Origin of the sequence: Haloferax gibbonsii (assembly GCF_001190965.1) — an archaeon.
GTDB lineage: Archaea > Halobacteriota > Halobacteria > Halobacteriales > Haloferacaceae > Haloferax > Haloferax gibbonsii.
The window spans coordinates 584,985-607,808 of sequence record NZ_CP011947.1; the positions used below are offsets into that span (position 1 = coordinate 584,985).

21 protein-coding genes are annotated in these 22,824 nt (G+C 68.2%); 9 read left to right on the top strand and 12 right to left on the bottom strand.

Translation table 11 applies throughout. From position 1 onward, the window contains the following. Positions 1 to 38: 38 nt before the first annotated feature. Positions 39 to 962 (bottom strand): sulfide-dependent adenosine diphosphate thiazole synthase, encoded by a 924-nt coding sequence (locus ABY42_RS03170; protein WP_004065032.1) that lies wholly within the window; start codon positions 960 to 962, stop codon positions 39 to 41. A gap of 91 nt (positions 963 to 1,053) precedes the next feature. Here ABY42_RS03170 and ABY42_RS03175 point away from each other — a divergent pair, with 91 nt between their 5' ends. Further along, complete coding sequence (locus ABY42_RS03175; RefSeq protein ID WP_049904952.1) at positions 1,054 to 2,541, top strand: dihydrolipoamide acetyltransferase family protein; 1,488 nt, start codon at positions 1,054 to 1,056, stop codon at positions 2,539 to 2,541. A gap of 54 nt (positions 2,542 to 2,595) precedes the next feature. Here the strand turns inward: ABY42_RS03175 and ABY42_RS03180 are convergent, their stop codons facing one another. The 3 genes from ABY42_RS03180 to ABY42_RS03190 are packed head-to-tail and all read right to left on the bottom strand — an operon-like array spanning position 2,596 to position 5,648. After that, positions 2,596 to 3,606, bottom strand: coding sequence for an NAD(+)/NADH kinase (locus tag ABY42_RS03180; protein ID WP_050458705.1), 1,011 nt, complete (start codon positions 3,604 to 3,606; stop codon positions 2,596 to 2,598). Then, complete coding sequence (locus tag ABY42_RS03185; RefSeq protein ID WP_004972922.1) at positions 3,607 to 4,617, bottom strand: alpha-ketoacid dehydrogenase subunit beta; 1,011 nt, start codon at positions 4,615 to 4,617, stop codon at positions 3,607 to 3,609. Then, positions 4,614 to 5,648: a thiamine pyrophosphate-dependent dehydrogenase E1 component subunit alpha gene (locus ABY42_RS03190; RefSeq protein ID WP_050458706.1), complete on the bottom strand. Its 1,035-nt coding sequence runs from the start codon at positions 5,646 to 5,648 to the stop codon at positions 4,614 to 4,616. The genes ABY42_RS03185 and ABY42_RS03190 overlap by 4 nt, the downstream gene beginning before the upstream one ends. A 249-nt stretch (positions 5,649 to 5,897) precedes the next feature. On the opposite strand from ABY42_RS03190, the gene ABY42_RS03195 reads away from it, so the two are divergent. After that, positions 5,898 to 6,878: a glutathione S-transferase family protein gene (locus ABY42_RS03195; protein ID WP_004972919.1), complete on the top strand. Its 981-nt coding sequence runs from the start codon at positions 5,898 to 5,900 to the stop codon at positions 6,876 to 6,878. A gap of 136 nt (positions 6,879 to 7,014) precedes the next feature. Continuing rightward, positions 7,015 to 8,088: a molybdopterin-dependent oxidoreductase gene (locus tag ABY42_RS03200; protein WP_050458707.1), complete on the top strand. Its 1,074-nt coding sequence runs from the start codon at positions 7,015 to 7,017 to the stop codon at positions 8,086 to 8,088. Positions 8,089 to 8,094: 6 nt separating this feature from the next. Here the strand turns inward: ABY42_RS03200 and ABY42_RS19700 are convergent, their stop codons facing one another. The 5 genes from ABY42_RS19700 to aspS form a co-directional block, all read right to left on the bottom strand. Next, positions 8,095 to 8,235 (bottom strand): hypothetical protein, encoded by a 141-nt coding sequence (locus ABY42_RS19700; RefSeq protein ID WP_197092912.1) that lies wholly within the window; start codon positions 8,233 to 8,235, stop codon positions 8,095 to 8,097. 74 nt (positions 8,236 to 8,309) lie between these two features. Continuing rightward, positions 8,310 to 9,068, bottom strand: coding sequence for a 4-phosphopantoate--beta-alanine ligase (locus ABY42_RS03205; RefSeq protein ID WP_050458708.1), 759 nt, complete (start codon positions 9,066 to 9,068; stop codon positions 8,310 to 8,312). Between the two features lie 97 nt (positions 9,069 to 9,165). Beyond that, a complete protein-coding gene (locus ABY42_RS03210) occupies positions 9,166 to 9,999 on the bottom strand; it encodes a pantoate kinase (RefSeq protein WP_050458709.1) in 834 nt (277 codons plus the stop codon). 88 nt (positions 10,000 to 10,087) lie between these two features. Further along, complete coding sequence (locus tag ABY42_RS03215) at positions 10,088 to 10,528, bottom strand: SHOCT domain-containing protein (RefSeq protein WP_004972909.1); 441 nt, start codon at positions 10,526 to 10,528, stop codon at positions 10,088 to 10,090. Between the two features lie 187 nt (positions 10,529 to 10,715). Further along, a complete protein-coding gene (aspS, locus tag ABY42_RS03220; RefSeq protein ID WP_004972908.1) occupies positions 10,716 to 12,020 on the bottom strand; it encodes an aspartate--tRNA(Asn) ligase in 1,305 nt (434 codons plus the stop codon). 158 nt (positions 12,021 to 12,178) lie between these two features. On the opposite strand from aspS, the gene ABY42_RS03225 reads away from it, so the two are divergent. Both ABY42_RS03225 and ABY42_RS03230 read left to right on the top strand, forming a co-directional pair. Continuing rightward, positions 12,179 to 12,763, top strand: a complete 585-nt coding sequence (locus tag ABY42_RS03225; RefSeq protein WP_004972906.1) for a cupin domain-containing protein — start codon at positions 12,179 to 12,181, stop codon at positions 12,761 to 12,763. 81 nt (positions 12,764 to 12,844) lie between these two features. Next, positions 12,845 to 13,603 carry a DUF4013 domain-containing protein gene (locus ABY42_RS03230; protein ID WP_004972899.1) on the top strand — a complete coding sequence of 253 codons (759 nt, stop codon included), beginning with the start codon at positions 12,845 to 12,847 and terminating at the stop codon, positions 13,601 to 13,603. A gap of 24 nt (positions 13,604 to 13,627) precedes the next feature. Here the strand turns inward: ABY42_RS03230 and ABY42_RS03235 are convergent, their stop codons facing one another. Further along, positions 13,628 to 14,350 (bottom strand): phosphoglycerol geranylgeranyltransferase, encoded by a 723-nt coding sequence (locus ABY42_RS03235; protein ID WP_050458710.1) that lies wholly within the window; start codon positions 14,348 to 14,350, stop codon positions 13,628 to 13,630. 99 nt (positions 14,351 to 14,449) lie between these two features. Beyond that, positions 14,450 to 16,972: a DNA topoisomerase I gene (locus ABY42_RS03240; RefSeq protein WP_004972896.1), complete on the bottom strand. Its 2,523-nt coding sequence runs from the start codon at positions 16,970 to 16,972 to the stop codon at positions 14,450 to 14,452. 187 nt (positions 16,973 to 17,159) lie between these two features. Between ABY42_RS03240 and ABY42_RS03245 the strand changes: the two genes are divergently transcribed. Together ABY42_RS03245 and ABY42_RS03250 are read left to right on the top strand one after the other, a co-directional pair. Further along, on the top strand, positions 17,160 to 18,587 hold the full coding sequence (locus tag ABY42_RS03245) for an MATE family efflux transporter (RefSeq protein WP_331458222.1): 1,428 nt from the start codon (positions 17,160 to 17,162) through the stop codon (positions 18,585 to 18,587). 75 nt (positions 18,588 to 18,662) lie between these two features. Continuing rightward, positions 18,663 to 19,355, top strand: coding sequence for a hypothetical protein (locus ABY42_RS03250; RefSeq protein ID WP_050458711.1), 693 nt, complete (start codon positions 18,663 to 18,665; stop codon positions 19,353 to 19,355). Between the two features lie 66 nt (positions 19,356 to 19,421). Here ABY42_RS03250 and gatB read toward each other — a convergent pair whose 3' ends face one another. After that, the gene (gene gatB / locus ABY42_RS03255; protein WP_004972890.1) at positions 19,422 to 20,912 is read right to left on the bottom strand and encodes an Asp-tRNA(Asn)/Glu-tRNA(Gln) amidotransferase subunit GatB; all 1,491 of its coding nucleotides are present in this window, start codon (positions 20,910 to 20,912) and stop codon (positions 19,422 to 19,424) included. A gap of 108 nt (positions 20,913 to 21,020) precedes the next feature. Here gatB and ABY42_RS03260 point away from each other — a divergent pair, with 108 nt between their 5' ends. Together ABY42_RS03260 and ABY42_RS03265 are read left to right on the top strand one after the other, a co-directional pair. Beyond that, a complete protein-coding gene (locus tag ABY42_RS03260; protein WP_004972888.1) occupies positions 21,021 to 22,343 on the top strand; it encodes an amidohydrolase in 1,323 nt (440 codons plus the stop codon). 105 nt (positions 22,344 to 22,448) lie between these two features. Beyond that, positions 22,449 to 22,757 (top strand): DUF7518 family protein, encoded by a 309-nt coding sequence (locus tag ABY42_RS03265; protein ID WP_004972887.1) that lies wholly within the window; start codon positions 22,449 to 22,451, stop codon positions 22,755 to 22,757. The last annotated feature ends 67 nt before the right edge of the window (positions 22,758 to 22,824 follow it).

Consider the following 22,824-nt stretch of genomic DNA (forward strand, 5'->3'; position numbering starts at 1 on the left):
GCGTCGGGGGAACCGACAATCGGACCGTCGGGAGACGGTCAGTCGTCGGCCGGAGCGGGCCCGGAGATGCTCACTTCGGGCGCGTCGCGGCCGAGTTCGTCGAGACAGGACTGCGCCGCCTGTCGGCCGGACAGCAGCATGGCACCGAACGTCGGGCCCATGCGCGGCAGGTGGTGGGCGGTGGCGACGGCCATGCCGGAGGCGACGACGCCGGGGTGGACGACGCCCGTCGCGTCGACGATGCTGTCTTCGCTCTCGGAGACCCACATCGAGTCGTGGCCGGGCGAGTCGTGGCCGGGCGCGCCGTACTCGCCGTCGGCGGTCTTGTCCATGCCCGTGTTGTGTTCCTTGGCGTGTTCGATGCCGTTCACGTCGAGGACGCCGCGCTCGGAGAGCTTCGAGAGGACGACCGCGTCGTGGCCCGTCGCGTCGAGGACGAGGTCGGACTCGACCGCGATGGGGTCGACGCAAGTGAGTTCGCGCGGGAGCGCGTGGACCGGCGTCCAGTTCATGACGATGCCGCCGACGCGGTCGTCCTCGCGGAGGACGACGTCGGTGAACTCGGTCATGTTCTGGATTTTCGCGCCGGCGTCGCAGGCGGCCTTGATGAGCGCGGAACAGGCGTGCGGGCCGTCGGCGACGTACAGCCCCTCGGCCTCGTCGCTCTCCTCGTAGGGGACGCCGAGCTCGTCGAGGACGCGCTGGGCCGGGTCGCGGACGGTCACCTTGTTCATGAGGAAGCCGCCCAGCCAGAAGCCGCCGCCGAGGTAGTTGTTCTTCTCCACGATGGTCACGTCGACGCCGCGCTCGGCGAGTTCCTTGGCCGCGACGAGGCCGGAGGGACCGCCGCCGACGACGATGACTTCGGTGTCGGTGCGCTCGCGGAACTCCTCCATCCACGAGTCCGAAATCGCGCGTGTGACCTGTGCTTCTGTCGCGTCGGTGAATCCGTCGAACGACATATCACTTAGTGATATCACCTAGTAGTAAAACCTGTTGGTCGGCGGACTCGCCGACCTAGGTATATCACGTTCTATTGTGTATGTTACTGCCATGGCGTACGTAGTCAAGATGCCCAAACTGGGACTGGAGATGAAGTCGGGCGAGCTCTCGGCGTGGCTCGTCTCGGAGGGCGACGAGGTCACCGAGGGCGAGCCAATCGCCGAAATCGAGTCGGAGAAGACGACGGCGGAAATCGACGCCAAGGAAGACGGCGTCCTGCGGCGCGTCGTCCTCGCCGAGGGCGAGTCGACAGCGCCCGGCGGCGCGCTGGCAATCGTCGCCGGTGCGGACGAGGACATCACCCAGTTGGAGGCGGACGCGGGCGTCGGCGAGGGTGGCGAGGAATCCGCCGCGACTGACGACGCGGCGGCGGACGCTGGCACGGCCGAGACGACCGAGACGGCGGCGACTGGCGACGCCTCGTCGGTGGCGAAACGACGGTCGAGCGGGTCGAGCGGGGCGTCAGGGAACGGCGAGGTCCGCGCGTCGCCGCGCGCGAAGCGACTCGCGGACGACCTCGGGCTCGACCTCACGGCCGTCGAGGGAACCGGGCCGCAGGGGGCAATCACCGAGAGCGACGTGGAAGCCGCGGCGGAGTCCGCGACGCCCGCCGAGACCGACGACTCCGGAGCGACCGCCGACACGGCGGACAAGCGCGTGTTTGCCCCGCCGAGCGCCCGCCGCCTCGCCCGCGAACTCGGCGTCGACATCGCGGCGGTCGAGGGCACGGGACAGAACGGCCGCATCACCGAGTCCGACGTGCGGGCGGCGGGCGGCGCGAGCGCGGCGGCAACCGACTCGCCGGCGACCGCCGGGGCCGATGCGACCGCCGCGAGCGAACCGGTCGAGACGGAGCGGCCGCTGTCGGGGATGCGCCGCACCATCGCCGACCGCCTCGGCGAGAGCTACCGTGAGGCGGTCCACGTCACAATCGACCGCCGCGCCGACGCGGAGGAACTGCTCGCCGCGGCGAACGCCGCCGACGACGCCCTCGGCGTGGACGTGTCGATAACGGACGTACTGCTCCTCGCGCTCTCGGCGTCCCTCGACGAACACCCCGAGTTCAACGCGACCTTCGAGGACGGCGTCCACAGGCTCCACGGGGAGCACAACGTCTGCATCGCGGTCGATATCGACGAGGGACTCATCGCGCCGGTCGTCCGCGACGTGGCCTCGCTGTCGCTCGCCGAACTCGCCGAGACCCGCGCCGAGGTCACCCAGCGGGCGCTGTCGGGTGACTTCACGATGGACGACCTCTCGGGGGGCACGTTCACCGTCTCGAACCTCGGCGTCCTCGGCGTCGAGTCGTTCGACCCGGTCATCAACCCGCCGCAGGTCGCCATCCTCGGCGTCAACACGATTCGCCGGGAGGCCGTGCCGACCGACGACGGCGACGTGGCCGTCCGGCGAGTTATCTCCTTTTCGCTGTCGTTCGACCACCGCATCGTCGACGGGGCGGACGCGGCCCGCATGCTCGGCACGCTCGTCGAACACGTCGAGAACCCGTGGTCGCTCGTCATCGCCGCCGGCGGGCGGTGAAAAAATCGGCGGCCGAACTGGTCGGTCAGGCCGGGCCGGGTCGGGGCCGCCGGCTCACCCGAGCCTGAAGCGCCCGTCGCTGGCCGCTCGTTCGAGGACCGACTCGACGTCGACCAGTCGCGGGCCGTCGCTCACCGGGCGGAGGCGGACGGTCCCGTTTCGCACCTCGTGTTCCCGCTCGCCGTCGACGCTGACGACCCCGCGGTCGACCTCGAACGCGTAGTCCTCGCCGTCGTCGAGGACGCGGTGTTCAGCCACGTCGACCGTCGAGAGTCGTCCGGGGACGGTAATCGCCCTGACCGTCGTTGGGGCGGTCGCTCCGCTCTCGCCGTCGAGAGCCAGTCGGAAGCCGACGCCGCCGGGGTCGTCCGGCCGGTGCGTGACGAGACCGCCGGCGATTCCCGAGAGCCCGATTTCGGCGGGCGACGACCGCGAGACGACGCCGCCGACGATGTCGCTCGGGTCGAGAATCGCCCGCGTGCCGACGAAGGGGCGGTCGAGAACGCCGACGGTTGCGAGCCCGCGGATGACCGTCGTCTGTTCGGCCCGGGCGACGTTGACCTCGATGGTCCCGTGGCGCGTCGTCGCCTCCGCGGCGGGGACGGCTCCGCTTCCGACGAGCGCGGCGGCCGCGCCCGCGACGGTGCCGTCGACGGGCGTCGGGACGACGTTGTTCGTCCCCGTCGAGATGCTCACGACCGGCACGTCGCCGATGGTCTGGGCCACGTCCCGCGTCGTGCCGTCGCCGCCGAGGACGACGACGGCGTCGGCGTGGTCCGCGAAGTGGGCCGCGGCCGTTCTGCTGTCCCGTCCCGACGCCGTGACCGTCATGTCCACGAACTCGACGCCGAGTTCATCGGGCGCGTCGTCGACGATGCGGTCGGCGAGCCCCGTGCTGTCGGGCATGACGAGCACGTCCACGTCGTCGGCGAGCGTCAGCCCCGCGAGGACACAGCCCGCGGTGCGGCGTTTCGCGTAGTTGTTACTGACGCTCGCGCCGCCGGTGAGCCGACGGATGTCGCGGCCGGCGGCGGGGTTGACGACGAGACCGATAGTGGTCGTCACTTACACGATGCGGTTGATTGCGGCTTCCACGTCGGAGCCGTGGGGAAGCACCTCCTCTTCGAGCGCGGGGCTGAAGGGGATGTGAACGTCGGCGACGCCGACCCGCTGGATGGGCGCGTCGAGGCTGTAGAACGCGTTCTCCATGACGCGCGTCGCCACCTCGGCGTGGGTCCCGTACGACAGCGGGCTTTCGTCGGCGATGACGAGGCGACCGGTCTTTTTGACGCTCTCGACCAGCGTCTCGGTGTCCATCGGGTAGAGCGACCGGAGGTCGATGACCTCGACGCTCGTCTGTCCCGCGAGTTCCTCGGCGAGTTCGAGCGACTCGCCGACCATGCGCTGGGTGGCGACGACGGTCACGTCCTCGCCCTCGCGCTCGACGCTCGCGGTGCCGATTGGGATGGTGAAGTCGTCGTCGAGCGGCACCTCGCCCTTCTGTTCGTATATCTGCTTGTTCTCGAAGACGATGACCGGGTCGTCGGACCGGATGGCCGACTTCAACAGCCCCTTGGCGGACGCCGGCGTCGCGGGCGCGACGGCCATCACGCCGGGGAAGTGGGCAAACCACGTGTGAATCGTCCCGGAGTGCTGGCTGGCCGCGCCGCTCCCGCCGCCCTCGGTCGTTCTGACGGTGACGGGCATCTCCGTCTTACCGCCGAACATGTAGCGGTTCTTCGCCATCTGGTTGATTATCTGCTCGGAGCAGACGCCGATGAAGTCCGAGAACATGATTTCGACGACCGGCCGCGTTCCGGTCGCCGCAGCGCCGACCGCCGCGCCCATGAAGCCGGCTTCGCTGATGGGCGTGTCGCGGACGCGCTCCTCGCCGAACTGCTCGACGAGGTCGCCTGTGACCTCGTAGACGCCGCCGAACTTCCCGACGTCCTCGCCCATGACGAACACGTCGTCGTCGCGTTCGAGTTCCTCGCGGAGGGCGAGTCGAATCGCCTCCCGGATGGTCATCTCCTTCGTCTGGTCCGGGCCGGTCCCGCTGCTGGTCTCGGTGCTCATCGGTCCTCACCTCCGTCGGCCCGCATCCCGCTGGAGAAGTCGCTAATCTCCGGAACGGCCGCGTTGAACATGTCTTCGTACGCCTCGCTCGGGTCCGGGTACGCCGCGTCTCTCGCCTTCCCGACGGCGTCTTCGATCTGCTGGTCGATTTCGGCTTTCATCTCGTCGAACTCGTCTTCGGTTATCGTCCCCGCGTCAACGAGTCGTCGCTTGAACGACTCGATGGCGTCGCGGTCCTTCCAAATCGCGACGTCCTCCTCGGTCCGGTACGGCTGTTGGTCGCCCTCGAAGTGGCCGTGGTACCGATACGTCTCGGCCTCGATGAACGTCGGTCCCTCGCCGTCGGCGGCCCGCTTGCGCGCCTCCTTGACGGCCTCGTAGACCGCGGTGATGTCCATCCCGTCGACGGTGAAACCGGGGATGTTGTACGCCTCCGCGGTCTCGCTGAGGTTCTGGACGTTGTGCTGTTTCTCGACGGGTGTCGCCTCGCCGTACTGGTTGTTTTCGACGAGGAACACCGCCGGGAGGTTCCACGTCGCCGCGAGGTTGATGGCCTCGTGGACCTGTCCCTGTGCGACCGCGCCGTCGCCGAAGAACGCCAGCGCGACGGTGTCTTCGCCCTTCAGATGCGAGGTGAGCGCGGCACCCGTCGCCAGCGGCGGCCCCGCGCCGACGATGCCGTTCGCCCCGAGCATCCCCGCGTCGACGTCCGCGATGTGCATCGACCCGCCTTTGCCGTTACAGTAGCCGTTGGCCTTGCCGAACAGTTCGGCCATCATCAGGTCCGGGTCGAGCCCCTTCGCGATACAGTGGCCGTGTCCCCTGTGGGTGCTCGTGATGTAGTCGTCCGATTCGAGGGCCGAACACGCGCCGACCCCGACCGCTTCCTCACCGACGTAGAGGTGGACGAACCCGGGGAGTTCGCCGTCGCTGAATAGGTCGGCCGCTTTCGTGTCGAACGCTCGAATCGTGAGCATCCGGCGAAGTGCCTCGCGCTGTCCATCCTCCGTCTCGATGTCTAGTACCACCATGCGACATCCCCACAATTGTCATAATCTATGATGGCTTTTTCTCAAACTGACAGTCTCCGAGTTAGTCGCGCGGGTGTGACTGTGTAATCGAATCACACGGGGCTGTGCCGATTCTGACGACTCTCTTACACGAGGTGACGACATGCGTCGCCGCCCCGGATAGCCGGCCGGTTACACCGATGTCGCCTCCCAACTTTTGGTGTTCAGGTCCCAACGGACGGACATGCGAGCACTCCAGGTCGTGGTAGCATGAACATGCTCTACGAAGGCGAGTGGCGAACCGACAAGTTCGTCGCCAACAACGAAGACGGCGAGTTCGAGCGCCAGACGACCGACTTCCGCAACTGGGTCGGCGAGGACGAGCGGTTCCCGGTCGAGGCCGGGCGATACCACCTCTACATCTGTCGGGCGTGCCCGTGGGCCCACCGCACCGCGATGACGCGCGCGCTGAAGGGCCTCGAAGACGCGATTTCGCTGTCGCTCGTCGAACCCGTCCGCATCGACGACGGCTGGGAGTTCTCCGAGGACCTCCCGGACCCGCTGTACGGCGAGGAGTTCCTCCGCGACATCTACCTCCGCGCAGACGACGAGTTCACCGGGCGCGTCACCGTGCCCGTGCTGTGGGACAAAGAGCGCGAGACCATCGTCAACAACGAGTCACGCGAGATAATGCGGATGCTCGACGAGGCGTTCGACCCCATCGCCGACAACGACGTGGACCTCAACCCCGACGGTTACGAGGAGGAGGTCGACCGCCTCATCGACGAGATTTACGAGCCGGTCAACAACGGCGTCTACCGCGCCGGGTTCGCGACGACCCAAGAAGCCTACGAGGAGGCCGTCGAGGAACTGTTCGACGCGCTGGACCACTGGGACGAGGTCCTCGACGACCAGCGGTTCCTCGCCGGCGACGTGCTCACCGAGGCGGACATCGCGATGTTCGCGACGCTGATTCGCTTCGACCACGTCTACCACACGCACTTCAAGTGTAACAAGAAGGCCATCCACGAGTACGACAACCTCTGGAACTACACGAAGGAACTCTACCAGCTTCCGGGGGTCGCAAAGACGGTCAACATGGACCACATCGTCCGGCACTACTTCGTCAGCCACGGCGACATCAACCCCAAGCGCATCTACGGCGTCGGCCCCGACCTCGACTTCGAGGCGGAACACGACCGCGACCGCCTTCCGGCGGACCTCCCCGCGGCGCTGACGGCCGACGACTGAACCGCCGCTCGGTTTTCGCGCTCGTCTCCGTCCCCGTCCCCGTCTCCGTCTCCGTCCCCATCTTCGTTTCGCGCCCGGCTCCGTTCTCGCCGTCTCTCTCGACACCCTATTCCCGTTCGAAACGCTATCACTTCTCATGGCAAGCCGCGCGACCCGCGCGCTCCGGCGGTTCGAACCACCGCCGCGGGCGGTCGACTGGTCCATCTTCGCGCTCGTCGTCTTCGAGACGCTCTCGGGCGTGCTGAGCCTCGGGGCCGGCCATCCGGCCAACGGCCTCCTGTTCGTCGTCCACGGCGTCGCCGGCCTCTCGCTGGTCGCGCTCGTCGGCTTCAAACTCTATCGGGTCCGCCACCGCGTGGTCGACTCGCGGCTCCGGGACCGCCACACAGCCGTCTCGATTCTCCTCGCGGTCGTCGCGCTCGCGGCACTCGGCACCGGCATCGCGTGGGTGCTCGGCGTCGAGGTCCGAATCGCCTTCTGGACGCTTCTCAACGTCCACATCGGCTTCGGCCTGCTCGTCATTCCAGTCCTTCTCGTCCACCTCCGGGCGCGCTTCCGCGCACCCCGCGCGGTCGACTTCGCGGAGCGACGCCGGGCGCTCCAGTACGGCGCGATACTCGTCTTCGGCGCGGCGAGCTACCGCGCGACCGAGACGGTGGGGTCGCTCCGCGGCGTCGGTCGACGATTCACCGGGTCGCGGCCGCTCCCGCCCGGCGAGGGCAACGACGCCTTTCCGGTGACGAGTTGGGTCGCCGACGACCCCGACCCCGTCGACCACGACTCGTGGTCCCTTTCGGTCGCGGGACTGGTCGACCGTCCGCTCGAACTCGACCGGGCGGACCTCGCGCCCGACGAGACGCGGTCGGTCCTCTTGGACTGCACGAGCGGGTGGTACACCGAGCAGAACTGGACCGGCGTGAGACTCGGTGACGCGCTCGATAGCGCCGGTGTTCACTCGTCAGCGCGGTGGGTGACGGTCCGGTCGGTGACGGGCTTCCGGTGGTCCTTCCCAATCGCGGAGGCCCGGGAGATGTTGCTTGCGACCCGCGTCGGCGGCGAACCGCTCTCGCACGGCCACGGCGCGCCGCTCCGACTGGTCGCGCCGAACCGACGCGGCTTCCAGTGGGTCAAGTGGGTCGATGCGGTCGAGGTGCGCCGGCGACGCGACCCGGCGCAGTGGCTGGCGGTGCTGGTCAGCGGGTTCGGATAGCGTCGCTCACCACGGGAGAATCCACAGCACGTCGACGAAGCGGTCCAGAAGCGACGTGTCGCTCTCGCCGTCTTCGTCGGCCGTGTCGTCGGTCGAAGCGTCCGTCGCCCCGCCTTCGTCGGGCGCGCTCGTATCGGTGGAGGGCATACCCGTGCTATACTCGTCAGCACAAGAGTACTTTCTGTGGACGTCGAGAGACGGCGACGAGCGGTATCGGTCGCTTACTCGTCGTCTGCGCCCGCACGAATCGCCCGTTCAGCGGCCTCGAGGGCGGCGTCGGCGTCGAACTCGACGACGATGGTCTCCAGTTCCTCGCGCGTCGCGCCCGCGTCTCGCAGGTCGCGGGCGTGAGCGGTGATGTTCGGCACGGCGCGCACGATGTTGTCCACGATGGGGACCGTGGCGACCTGCGCCGACCGCGACATCGGGTTGAGGTCGACGACGATTTCGACTTTGTCCATCGCGCCGAGCGCCTCGGCCCGGTCGCCGTCCTCCAGCGGGACGACGACCACGTCGGCGCTCCCGATGCCGTCGGCGTCGACCTTCGCGCGCTCGTGGTCGATGCCCGGAATCCGCCCGTCGGCGGTGAGTCCCTTCACCTCGTCCGCGCCGTGGTCGCGCAGGTGGTCGACGATGGCCCGCATGCGCTCGTCGGTGCGGTTGAACAGATTGACTTCGATGTCGGCGTCGACGGCCGCCGCGAGTTCGACGATTTCGCCGGGGCAGAGCGCCGCGACGTTCCCGTTGACCGAGATGACCGGGTGGTCGGCGAGCAGGAGGTGCGCCGCGGCCGCCCGCGTGGCCTCGTCCGCGCTCGGAATCGTCCGCTCGCCGAGGAGGTAATCGAACGCCTCGCCGCGCCCCTGCGCGATGAGTCCCTGTCGGCTCGTGATACCCTTCTCGACGCCTTCCTCGATGCGGTGGCGGGTGAGAAGCGACTGGTATCTCGGGTGGCTCTCGGGAATCTCGATGTCGCTCATTGGTGGTGGGTCGTCGCCGCGACAGTAACACGTTTTCTCATCGGCGCGGGCGGGATTCCGCACCGCCCCCGACCGCTCGGCGAGGCCTCGCGGCCGCCTACTCGCTCCGCAGCGTCGCGCCGGCGGGGTGGACGCGACAGCGCTCTGGGTCGTAGCCGGCGTCCGACAGCCCCGTCCCGACCGCGAACACCGTCTCGCCGAGCATCGCCATCGCCCCGTCGCCGCCGGCCGCGCGCACGTCGTCGATTGCGGCTTCGACCCGGTCGGTCAACAGGCTGGCGTCGCGGGCGAACCGTCGCGACTCGGCGACGAAGCGGTCGAGCGTCGGCTCGGCGCGGAGCTCTTCGAGGGCCGCCTCGCCGGCGGCGGTGAGTGCTGTCGTGTCTCCCGACAGCACGTCGGCCGTCGAGAGCCCGCCGAACGCGACGTACTCGATTTCGGGGCGCGCGGGGACGCCGTCCATCCGGCCGTGGGCCGGCGCGCCGGGTTCGACCCGAATCGGCATCCCGCCGCGGGCCTGCGCGACCACGTCTCCGAGGCCGGTCCCCGCGCGGACCTCGGCCACGTGGGCGAGGGTGACGAGTTCGTTTTCCGAGCGTCCGCGGGAGAAGACGGCGTTCGCCGCCAGCGCGGTCCCGAGCGCCATCGCGCCCGAGACGCCGAAGCCCGCGCCGAGGGGCAGGTCGCTTTCGGCGTCGACCGCGGCCGTCGCGCCGAGCGCCGCAAGTACGTCCGCCACGGGCGGCATCTCGACCGCCTCGCCGTCGAGGGTGACGGTCGTCTCCTGCGCCGGTTCGACCGTCACGGTGACGCCGTGGGAGAGTGTCAGCCCCGCGCCGCGGGAACCGGCGACCGCCGGGTCGGCGGCGGGGTGGGCGCTGAAAAAGCCCGTGACGTGGCCGGGCACGAACGCCGTCGCGTCGTCGCTCATCGGTCGTTCTACGACGGGGGTCGGTTAACGGTGTTGCGTTTCGTCGCGTCCGCGTTCGTGTCGCGTTCGTGTTCGTGTCGAGTCTGACTCAGGAACGCTCGTATTCGGTCGCTTCGTCCTCGCGGGTCGTTCGTCGCGATTCCGCCGTTTTGCGAGCGTCCGCGACCGTCTCCGTCTCCAACAGCCGCTCGACTTTCGCCTCGAACTCCTCCTCGGAGAGCTCGCCGGTCGCGTAGCGCCGGCGGAGCGTTTCGAGCGCGTCTTCGGTCTCGGTCGTCAACGACTCGCCCGCGTCGCCGCCGCGGCGGGACTCGTAGATGCGGACGAGAGCTATCGCGGCGGGGAGCACGCCCGCGAAACCGACCGGGAAGACGATCCAGAACCACGACACTCCGAGCGCGAGCAGGCCGAATCCGACCAGAAAGATGAGCCCCATGACGACGCCGGCGACCAGCTCTTCGAGCGCCGAGTCCTCGTCGTCGCCCGCGCCGTCGATGGCGTCGTCGACGATTCGCTTCGGGTCGGTCATCGGTATCCCTCGCGACGACGACGTTCGTGCATGGTGTTCTAACGTGTCCGGGAGGTAACGACTGTTTCGCAAAAAATGGGGCGCGTCGGTGGGTGCGTCTTCGCCCGTACGGGCTCAGATGGTGGCAGTCGCGCGGGAGCTCACTCGCAACGCGTGGCGTTCTCCGGCGCTCGTGTTGCGCCGTCGCCTAGGGCGACAGGCGCTGCCGGTCGCGCGGGAACAGAACCGCTTCCCGGATGTTCTCCAGTCCGAGCATCGTCATGATGAGTCGCTCGCCGCCGAGTCCGAAGCCGGCGTGCGGGGGCATGCCGTACTTGAACATCTTCGTGTAGTACTCGAACGCGTCGGGGTCGAGGCCCTGCTGCTCGAAGCCGGCGACGAGGTGGTCGAAGCGGTGTTCACGCTGGCCGCCCGAGACGAGCTCCATGTTCGGGTGCATCATGTCGAAGCCCGTCGAGAGCGTCTCGTCGTCGTCGTGGTCCTTGATGTAGAACGGCTTGATCTCGCTGGGCCAGTCGGTGATGAAGTAGTGCTCGCCGACGTCCTCGCCGAGCGCCTTCTCGCCTTCGGTGGGGAGGTCGTCGCCCCAGACGAGCTGCTCGTCGAGCTTGCCCGTGGCGTTGATGCGCTGGATGGCCTCCTCGTAGCTGAGCCGCGGGAACTCGCCGGACGGCGCTTCGAACTCGTCTTCGAGACCGAGCGCTTCGAGTTCGTCCTGGCAGTGCTCCTCGACGGCCTCGTAGGCGGCCTTGACGACGGCCTCGCACACGTCCATCGCCTCGGTGTGGTCGATGAACGCCGACTCGAAGTCGATGGAGGTCGCCTCGTTGAGGTGGCGGGGCGTGTTGTGCTCTTCGGCGCGGAAGATGGGGCCGACCTCGAAGACGCGTTCGAGTCCGGAACCGACCATCAGCTGCTTGAACAGCTGCGGCGACTGGTTCATGAACGCTTCCTTGCCGAAGTACGTGATGGGGAAGAGCTCGGTGCCGCCCTCGGTCCCCGTGGCGACGATTTTCGGCGTGTTGATCTCGGTGGCGCGGAGGTCGCGGAACTGCTCGCGGACGGCGCGCTGGACCTCGGCGCGAATCTCGAAGATGGCCTTGACCTCGTCCTTGCGGAGGTCGAGCGTGCGGTTGTCGAGGCGCGTCGAGAGCTCGGCGTCGACCTTGCCGGAGGGGTCGAGCGGGAGCTGCGCTTCGGCCTCGGCGATGACGTCGAGGCTCTCGGGCGTGACTTCGACGCCCGTCGGCGCGCGGGGCTCTTCCGCGACCTCGCCGGTCACGGAGATGACGCTCTCGCGGTGGACGCCGAGACCCGTCTCGACGAGGTCGTCGTCCATCTCGTCTTTCTCGAACTTGACCTGAATCTTGCCGGAGGTGTCCCGGAGAATCAGAAACGCGATGCCGCCGAGGTCACGAACTTCGTGGACCCAGCCGGCGACGGTGACCGTGTCACCGGGTTCGGCGTCGGCCGTGTACGTTCGGTTTCGCATACGACGTGGTTCCCGACCGTTCGTCTTAAACATCGTGTCTTCGCCTCGCTCGGACGCGTTCGAGTGTCGAATCCACCGAGAAGCGGGACGATGCGGGGTACTCGTTGACGGGGTCTGTGGTACCGTGGTACTTAGTTCGCTGCGCGTGTCCTCCCGGTATGGCTCCCGACTCACCGGACGCGCCGGCGGACGAACCACGAACCGACGCGGACGCTTCCTCGGAGTCCGGCCCGGCACCCAACGCCGCCCGCGTCGCCGACCTCGACTGGTCCGAAAGCGAGCGAGGCGACCGCTTCGCGTTCCGCCGGAAGCGACTCGCCGAACGCGCCGGCGGCCGCGACCTCGGCTGCTCGCTCTACGAGGTCCCGCCGGGGAAGCGCCCGTGGCCGACACACTACCACGAAGGTAACGAAGAGGCGCTGTACGTGCTCTCCGGAACGGGCACGCTCCGGACACGAGAGGGCGCGGCCGACCTCGACCTCGAACCGGATACCTACGTCGCGCTCCCCGCCGGTGCCGACTACGCGAGACAAATCGAGAACGACGGCGACGAACCGCTCCGGTACCTCGCGCTCTCGACCATGAACCACCCCGACGTGACGGGCTACCCGGACTCCGACAAAGTCGGGGTGTTCTGCGGCGCCCCGCCGGGCGGCGACAAGAACGCCCGGACGCTCCACGGCTACTACCCGCGAGACGCCGAAGTCGGCTACTGGGACGGTGAGCCGACCGACGAGGAGTGAATCGGAATCGCTTCTCCCTTCCACCGCGGCGGCTCCGATACTGAGGTTTATATCCGAACCCGCGGCCACCTCGCCTCGGACATGGACGTTTCAGACCTCGAAGCCGCGTTCGCCCTCCCGCTCGCCGAAGACACCTCGTTCGATACGACGCTCGTCGGCGTCCTCGCGACGCTCGCGTCGTTCGCCACGCCGCTCGCGGGCGTTCTCCTTGCGGGCTACGTGGTCCGCCTCGTTCGCGCCGGCGACCGCGACGCGACCGCGCTCCCGTCGTTCGACGACTACACCGACATGGTCGCCGACGGCGCTCGTCTCTCGGCCGCGCTCGTCGCGCTCCAACTCCCCGCAGTCGGCCTCGCGACCGCCGCGCTTCCGGGTTCCGGACTCTCGCTTGCGACGCTCACGTATGCGACCAATCCGGCGATGCTCGGGCTCCTCGGCCTCTCCGCGCTCGAAACCGTCGGTCTCGTCGCGGCCGGCCTCGCGGCACTGATGGGCTCGTATCTCTCGGTGGCCGCCACGGTCGCCCTCGCCCGCGAGGGGTCGCTCGCCGCGGCGATTCCGGTCGCGCGCGACATCGCGTTCGACCGCTCGTTTATCGGCGTCGCCTCTGGGGTCGCGCTCGTCGGCTTCGTGGCCGGCCTGCTCGTCTCCCTCTGCGCCGCGGTGCCGGCCGTCGGCACCGCGCTCGCCGCGACCGCGTCGTTCTGCTTTCTCGTCGCGTCGGCGACGCTCCTCGGTCGCGGCGCGCCGAACGCGTCGGCGCTCGGCGTCGATGCGTCTCGGCAGTCACACGCTGGCGGCGTGAACTCGGGGTCGGCCGAGTCGATGGAGTCGGCGTAGAAGACGAAACCGCGCCCGTGGGGATTACTCCGCGACGAGTTCGGCCGTCGCGTCCTTCGCGCCCTCGACCGTCTCGCGGACCGCGTCGACGCCCTCGTCGTGCAGGAGGTTGCCGACGACGACCGCGTCCGCGTGCTGACCCATCTCGTAGGCGGTGTCGTAGTCGTGGATGCCGCCGCCGTAGAACAGCGTCGCGTCGTCGAGCGCGTCGTGCGCCGCGCCGACCTTCTCGGGGTCGCCGTAGGTGCCGGAGTACTCGACGTAGATGATTTTCTGGCCGAACATCTTCTCGGCGACGCGGGCGAAGGAGGCCACGTCCTCGGCGGACTGGTCGGTGTCGGCGTCGGTGTACTCGGCGACCGACGACTCGGGGTTCAACACGATGTATGCCTCGGTGTGGGTCCGGTCCCAGTCGAGGCCGTCTTCGATGCGGACCCACTCCTTGTGCGCGCCGGTGATCCAAAACGAGTCGCTCGCGTTGAACACCGTCGGGATGAGGTAGCCGTCAAGCGCGTCGTCGTCGATGACGACGCCGGGGTTCGACGGCTCCTGGTAGATTGGCACGTCGTACTTCGAGGTCGCCTCGATGACGCGCTCCATCTTCTCCTCTGTGATGTCGAGCGTGCCGCCGATTTCGAGGGCGTCGGTGCCCGTCTCACACACGTCTTCGAACGTCTCGCCGTCGACGAGGTCCTTGTCAGGGTCGATTTTGGTGATATGATCCCAGTCTTCCCACGGATAGCTCATTGGTCGCTCTTTGCTTGAGGGGGCGTAAAAAGCGTGCGGATGAAATGAGGGTTCGGGTGGTATCGGCCGGTTCGTGTCTGTGACGTTACGGTTTGTCGTTCAGTCCGCCGCGGTCTGCCACTTCCGAACCGTATCCGCGCCCACGCCCTCGACTTTTGCCGCGATGTCGTCGGGTTCGGACGCCTTCAGCGTCTTCACGTCCTCGATGCCGGCGTCTTTCAGTTTCTCGGCGGTCTTCGCGCCGATACCGCTGATGCTCTCTAGGTCGGAGCCGCCCTCGCCGTTCTGCTGGGCCTGATACTCTCGGTAGTTGCAGATGGGACAGCCGAGTTCCCACGGTTCGCGGTCGCCTTCGTACGTAATCCGGAGTTCTGGCAGGTCGTGTTCCTCGCAGGACTCGTCCGTCACCTCGATGTCGCCGCGCCGGGGCAGCGGCAGCGAGTAGTCGCAGTCGGGATAGCGGGTACAGCCGACGAGCCGGGAGCCAGACCGGAGGCGCTTGATGGCGAGGTCGCCGTCGTGTTCGTCTCCACATTCGGGACACGTTCCGATGACGAGGTCGTCTTCCTCGTCGGCCTCCTCGGCCTTACAGAGCGGGCAGCCGTGGACGAACGTCTTGCGCCCGGCGAGCATCTTGATGTGGTGGAGGTCGTGTTCCTCGCAGGACTCCTCCATGATGAGCGGCTTGCCCGTGGAGGGAAGCGGGAGCGTGTAGGTGCAGTCGGGATAGGAGTCACAGCCGATGAAGTACGAGCCGCGGCGGCTCTTTCTGACGACGAGGTCGCCGCCGCACTCGGGACAGGTTCCGACCGTCTTGTCGGCTTTCAGCGAGTCTTGGAGCTGTTTACCGAGCTCCTCGCGGGACTCCATCAGCCCCTCGAACACGTCCTGGAGCATCTCTTTGGACTCTTCGGTCACGTCTTCGAGGGTGGCCTCGCCGCGGGCGATGGCCAGCATGTCGGATTCGAGCTGCGAGGTCATCTCCTCGCTGACGATGAGTTTCGCGAAGTCCTCGGAGGCCTCCACGACCGCCCGCGCGAGCCGGGTCGGTCGCGGCGGGTCGCTCTCGATGTAGCCGCGGTCGTAGAGCTTCTGAATCACGTCGTGGCGGGTCGCCTTCGTCCCGATGCCCATCTGTTCCATCGTCTCGATGAGCCGCGACTGGCCGTAGCGCCGCGGGGGCTGGGTCTGCTTGGCGTCGAGGTGCGTGTCGGACAGCACGAGCGACTCGCCTTCCTCGACGTCCGGCACGAACGACTCGGTGGAGTTGAAGTACGGGTAGACGTCGTGGTAGCCCGCTTCGAGCAGGCGCTTGCCGTTGGCCTTCAGCGAGAGCCCCTCGACCTCGGCGACGACGCGGAGGTGCTCCCAGACGGCGTCCTCGGCGACGGTGGCGAAGAAGCGTCGGACGACGAGTTCGTAGACGTCCCACTCGTCTTCGGTGAGGTCGGACGCCGAGGGGAGTTCGCCGGTCGGGTGAATCGGCGGGTGGTCTGTCGTCTCGTTGTCGCCCTCGGTGGGCTCGATTTCCTCCTGTTCGAGGAGGGATTCGGCGTCCTCCTTGAACCGGCGGTCGCCCTCGAACGCGCCGAGCAGTTCGCGCGGGTCGAGGTCGTCGGGGTACACCGTGTTGTCGGTCCGCGGGTAGGTGATGTAACCGGCCGTGTAGAGGTCCTCGGCGATGCTCATCGCCCGCTGGGCGGAGTAGCCGATGGAGCCGGCGGCGCGGATGAATTGCGTGGTGTTGAACGGCGCGGGCGGCGTGTCGGTCCGCGTGCGGCGGTTGACCGACGCGACTTCCGCGGACTCGACGCCGAGAAGCGTCTGGTAGGCCGACTCCGCGGACTCCTCGTCCCAGATGCGCTCGGCTTCGGTGCCGTCGTCGTCGAGGTAGAAGTACTGCGCTTCGAAGGACTCGGCGTCGCCGTCGGCGTCCTTCGTCAGCTTGGAGAACAGCTCCCAGTAGTCCTCGGGGTCGAACGCCTCGATTTCGCGCTCGCGGTCGACGATGAGCTTCAGCGTCGGTCCCTGCACGCGACCGACCGAGATGAAGTCGTTGCCGAGCTGGCGGGCCGAAAGCGAGAGGAAGCGCGTGAGCGCGGCCCCCCAGACGAGGTCGATAATCTGTCGGGCCTCGCCCGCCGCGGCGAGGTTGAAGTCGAGGTCGTCGGGGTTCTCGAACGCCTCCGTCACCTCGCGCTTCGTGATGGAGGAAAACCGCACGCGGTCGACGGGCACGTCCTCGTTCACGTCGCGGACGAGCTCGTACGCCTCTTTCCCGATGAGTTCACCCTCGCGGTCGTAGTCGGTCGCGATGGTGACCGTCCCCGCGCGGCGGGCGAGCCGGCGGAGCGCGGCGACGATGTTCTCCTGCGTGGGGTGTTTCTCGACGGGCGCGCCGATGAGTTCGACCGGCTCCACGTCGCGCCAGTCGTTGTACTCCGGCGGGAAGTCCACGCCGACGACGTGGCCCGACAGCCCGATGCAGCGCTTGCCGCCCCACTTGTAGACGTTCACGCCGTTCATTCGCTCCGCGGAGGCGGTCTCGCCGCTCAGGATGTCGGCGATGCGCCTCGCGGCGTTGTCCTTCTCGGTGATGATGAGTTCCGGACCCCTACTCATTGAGCGGCGATATGTCGGGGGTTGTCCTAAACCTTTCGTGCCGAATTCGGGGTGTAGACGCCTCAACGCGCGCGGATACGGGCGTGCGGGTGAGCGCGCTTCGCGCGCGAAGGTGTGTGTTCGCCGATGCGGCCGCGACGCCGCGTGACACCAGAAGCGATAACCTCCGCCCGCCGAACCTGAGACCGTGTCGGGTGACTCGCGAGTCGACATGACCGAGGGGGCGATAGCGCCCAAACTGCTCTCGCTCTCGTGGCCGCTCGTCGCGGGAAACCTCCTCCAGACGCTGTACAACCTCGCGGACGTGTTCTGGGTCGGCCGCGTCGGTGCGGACGCCGTCGCCGCCGTCTCGCTCATGTTCCCGACGAGTTGGATGTTCGTCTCGACCGCGATGGGAATCACCGCGGCGACCATCGCCCTCGTCTCGCAGCACGTCGGCGCGGGCGAGGACCGCGAGGCCGACCGCGTCGTCGGCCAGACGGTGCTTCTCACCCTCGCCGTGTCGGTCGTCCTCGCCGTCGCCGGCTTCGCGTTCAGACATCCGCTTTTGGAACTCATCGGCGCGGAGGGAGCCGTCTTCACCGAGGCGCTCGCCTACATCGAGGTCATCTTCCTCTCGCTCCCGCTCACGTTCCTGTTTTTCGCGTTCCGGGCGGCGCTACAGGGCGCGGGCGACACGAAGACCGCGATGTGGCTCATGGTCGCCTCCGCCGGCCTCAACGTCGTCCTCGACCCGATTCTCATCATCGGCTGGGGCCCAATCGCGGGGATGGGGACCCGCGGCGCGGCGATTGCGACGCTCGTCGCCCGACTGTTCGCGACGGCCGCCGGCGTCTACATCCTCCTGCGCGGCGACTGGGGAGTCAGACTCCGCCCCACCGACCTCCGACCCGACCCCGAGCGCCTCAGAAAGCTGGTCGATATCGGCTATCCCGCGACGCTCGACGGCTGGGCGCGGAGCTTCTCCGCGGTCGTGATGGCGGCGTTCGTCGCTCGGTTCGGACCGACGCCGACCGCGGCCTACGGCATCGGCGTCCGCCTCATGTCCGTCTCGTGGACCGTCTCCGGCGCGGTCGGACAGGCGACGGCGACCGGCGTCGGCCAGAACCTCGGCGCGCGAACGCCCGACCGGGCCGCCTCGGTCGCGTGGACCGCGATGGCGGGGACGATGGGGCTGCTCTTCGCCGCCGCGGGTCTCGTCATGGCCTTCCCGGCCGAGGCGATGCGTCTCTTTATCGACGAACAGCCGGTCATCGACGCGGGCGTGACGTTCCTCCGCATCGTCGCCCCGTCGTGGGCGTTCTTCGGCGGCGTGATGGTGATTCAGGGAGCGTTCCGCGGCGCGGGCGTCACGAAGGCCGCGATGGCGCTGTCGTTCCTCTCGCGGTGGATTTTCCGCGTCCCGGTCGCCCTCGCGGTCGCGTTCACGTGGACCGTCTCCCTCCCGGTCGTCGGCACCGTCTCGGGTCTCGCGTGGGGCGTCGAAGGCCTCTGGTGGGCGTACGTCGTCGGTGCCGTCACCTCCTTCGCCGTCGCCGTCGCGTGGTTCCGGCTCGGCACGTGGCGCGAGGGCGTCCTCGACCGCGGGGCGACGCCGGCGCCGGGTGACGACTAGTCTCGGCCACCATCGCCCTCCACCGGCTGACCTGACAGCAGAACGACTTTCCTCGACGGGTCGGAAGGGAGCGCCATGCGACAGCCCTCCACCGAACACCTCCGTCTCGGCCTCGCGGTCCTCCTGATTCTCACGCCGCTTTGGGGCCCGACGCTCGGGCTCACCGGACCGACGTACACCTACGAGTCAGCCGAAATCGGGGTCGAGGACGACCGACTCGTCGTGCCCGACCGTGATGCGCGCTCCGACCTGTGGCACGGCATCGACGGCTTCGCCTGCTCGGTCGGGTCGTCGGTGACGCGCTACTGCGCGCTGGAGGCCGCGACCCTGAACGGGTCGCTCGCGGTGGACCACCCCGACGTGAAATCCGGCTCCGGGCACCTCGACGCCGACGAACTGTATCTCGTCTACTACGACGGCCGGGTCTTCGAGCGCGAAGCGACGTGGGAGGACGGCCGGTACGTCCTCTCGACGGCGCGCGTCTCGGCCGCGGCGGCGCTGGACGACGTGGCCCGCCCCCCGGACCGATACCCGACCGCGTGGGCGGCTATCGAAGACGGGTCGGCGACGGCGGACCACGAACTCTGGTCGGCGAGCGCGGGCGCACGAGTGTTCGAACTCGACGGCGACTACTTCCTCGTCTACCGGACCGGCGTGGACCGCCCGCTTCCGGCGTCGCCGGCGGCCGAGGAGGCCCTGACGTGGTTCGCGGTCGTCCTCGGGTCGGCGATGCTGTTCGGGCGCGACGATGACGACGACTGGTCGTAGTCACGCTCGCCGGGCCTGACAGGAAACGGCCGCTCGTCGCGGAGAAGAGAAACCGAAGACGGTCGGTTATTCGTCCAGTCGCTCGCGGAGCAACTGGTTCACCGTGCCGGGGTCGGCGCTCCCCTTGGACTTCTGCATGACCTGCCCGACGAGGAAGTTCAGCGCGCCGCCCTCGCCGTCGTGGTAGTCCTCGACGGCGTCGGGGTTCTCGTCGATGGCTTCCTGCACGAAGCCGCCGATTTCGTCGTCGTCGGCCTTGCCGAGCCCTTCTTCGTCGACGATGGTGTCGGGGTCCTTGCCCTCGTCGAGCATCTCGCGGAGGACGATTTCCTCGGCGTTCTTCGTCGTCACCTCGTCGGCGTCGACGAGTTCGACCAGCCGCGTGAACTCGTCGAGGCGGTCCGACACGTCCGTGATGTGCATGTCGCGGTAGTTGAGTTCGCCGAGCAGGTTGTCGGCGACCCACGTCGCGGCGAGGTCGGCGTCGAACTCGGCGGCCACGTCCTCGAAGAAGTCGGCGACCTCCTTGGTCGAGGTGAGCTTCGAGGCGGACTCCTCGTCGATGCCGTACTCGGTGTGGAAGCGCTCGCGGCGGGCGTCGGGGAGTTCCGGAATCGGAATCTCCTCCTTCCAGTGGGCGACCTGCAGCGGCGGGAGGTCGGCCTCGCGGAAGTAGCGGTAGTCCTTTTCTTCTTCCTTCGAGCGCATCGAGACGGTGATGCCGCGGGACTCGTCCCAGTGGCGCGTCTCCTGTTCGACGGCGCGGCCGCGCTTGATGGCGTTCTTCTGGCGGGTGACCTCGTAGGCCAGCGCCTTCTCTGCGCCCTTGTGGCTGGAGATGTTCTTGACCTCGGTTCGGTTGGCCGCTTCGAGCGCCTCGTCGGAAATCGAGCCGTCGTCGTCGACCTCGTCGGCGGGGACGAGCGAGATGTTGGCGTCGATGCGGAGCGAGCCGTCGCGGGTGGCGTCGAACACGCCGAGGTATTCGAGCACCTCTTCGAGCTTCGCGAGGAACGCGCGGGTCTCCTGGGGGCTCCGGAAGTCGGGCTCGGTGACGATTTCGACCAGCGGCGTGCCGGCGCGGTTGTAGTTGACGAGCGTGTAGTCCGCCGTGTCGATGCTGCCGCCTTTGTGCTGGAGGCTGCCGGGGTCCTCTTCGAGGTGGGCGCGCGTGATGCCGATGTCCCGGCGGGTGCCCTCGACGGACACCTCCAGCGTCCCGTCGGCGCAGATGGGCGCGTCGTACTGGGTGATTTGGAAGTTCTTGGGCAGGTCGGGGTAGTAGTAGTTCTTCCGGTGGAAGCGGGTGTCCTCGGCGATATCGGCGTTCAGCGCCTTGCCGATTTTGACCGCCGACTCCACCGCCGCCTCGTTGAGCACCGGGAGCGCGCCCGGCAGCCCGAGACAGACGGGGCACACGCGGGTGTTCGGCTCCTCGTCCTCGGCAGGCTCGGTCGAACAGCTACAGAAAATCTTCGTGGCCGTCTCGAGTTGAACGTGGACCTCCAACCCGATGACGACCGCGAGTTCGCGCTGTTCGAGCGCTTGCGCAGTCATTGGGCGCGCTTCGACGGCGGTGGGCTAAAGACTAACGGGACCGGCCGCAGCTTCGCCCCTTGGCGGCGTCACTTATCACCTCCCGCCCCGTCTCGACACGCGACTCAGATGACTGCAGACCTCAAAACCCGCGTCTGCGACGCTATCGACGACCGCGCCGACGAAATCATCGCCTTCGCGAAGGACGTGCAAGCCGAACCGGAACTCGGCTACAAGGAGGTCAAGACGACCGAGAAGGTCGTCTCTCTCTTCGAGGACCTCGACCTCGACGTGGAGACGGAACTGGCGATTACCGGCGCGCGCGCCAGAGCCGGCGAGGGAGACTTCGTCGCGGCCGTCCTCGGTGAACTCGACGCGCTCGTCAACCCGGACCACCCGATGGCGGACCCCGAGACCGGCGCGGTCCACGCCTGCGGCCACAACGCCCAGCTCGCGCACCTCGTCGGGACCGCCTTCGGCCTCGTCGAAAGCGGCGTCGTCGACGACCTCGACGGTGCGGTCGAGTTCGTCGCCGTCCCGGCCGAGGAGTATCTCGACCTCGACTACCGCCGCGACCTGCTCGAAGCGGGCGACATCGAGTTCTTCGGCGGCAAACAGGAGCTCATCCGCCGCGGCTACGTCGACGACTGGGACGCCGCCGCGATGATGCACGCCGGCAGCGACACGCCCGAGCGGACGATTACGAGCGACTTCTCGACGAACGGGTTCGTCGGCAAGTTCGTCACCTACCGCGGGGCCGAGGCGCACGCCGGCGCGGCCCCCGAAGAGGGCGTCAACGCGCTCAACGCCGCGATGCTCGGGATGAACGCGGTCCACGCCCAGCGCGAGCGCTTCCGCGACGAGGACCACGTCCGCGTCCACCCCATCATCACCCGCGGCGGCGACGGCGTCAACGTCGTCCCCGCAGAGGTGACGATGGAGTCGTACGTCCGCGCGGCCTCCGTCGAGGCCGTCTCCGAGGCGAACGAGTCGGTCAACCGGGCGCTCGCCTCCGGCGCGATGGGCGTCGGCGGCGACGTGGAAATCGAGGACTACCCCGGTTACATGCCGCTTCGGACCGACGAGACGATGGTCGCGTTCTACGACGAGAACGCCCGCGACGTCGTCGGCCCCGACGCCGTCGACGAGGGCCACGCCCACCTCTCGGGCTCGACGGACATGGGCGACATCACGCAGCTCGTCCCCGGAATCCACCCGTGGACCGGCGGCTTCGAGGGCGCGATTCACGCCCGGGACTTCCGGGTCGTCGACGAGGAGATGGCGTACGTCATCCCGGCGAAACTCACCGCCTGCACGCTGGTCGACCTGCTCACGAGCCCCGAGGCGATGGCTGAGGTCCGCGCGGCGAAAGCAGAAAAGCGCAGTCGGGAAGCGTACCTCGAGGCGGTCCGCTCGCTCCGGCAGACGACGACCGAGTCGTACCGGGACTGAGGCGGCGGCGGCGAGCGTTCGAAGGCGGGGTCGCCCGCACACGTATCACATTTTCGGTGATTGTCTGACGCACATTTATGTCTCACGCGAGGGGCTATGTTACCCATGAGTAACCGGGTGGAGGAACTCGAATCCAAAGTCGCAGAACTGCAGGCCGCCGTGAACGGGCTCACCGAGGAACTCGTCGAGACCAAAGAACGGCTTCGCCAGCTCGAAGACGCCAACGACGTGGACGTCCCCTCGCGGGCCGCGACCCGCCGCGGCGACTGGGAGACCGAAGCCGAGTCCGCCGCGGAGCCCGCCGAGGCCGACGAGGCGGCGCCGGCCGACGGCGATGAGACTAAACCGGACGAGACCGACGAGACTGACGAAGGCGACGGCGAGACCCCCGACGACGACATCATCGTCGCGTAATCGGGCGCGCCGTCCGACGCGAGCGCGCCCCGTGTTCATGCGGCGCGCTCCACCTGCGGGCGTCGCC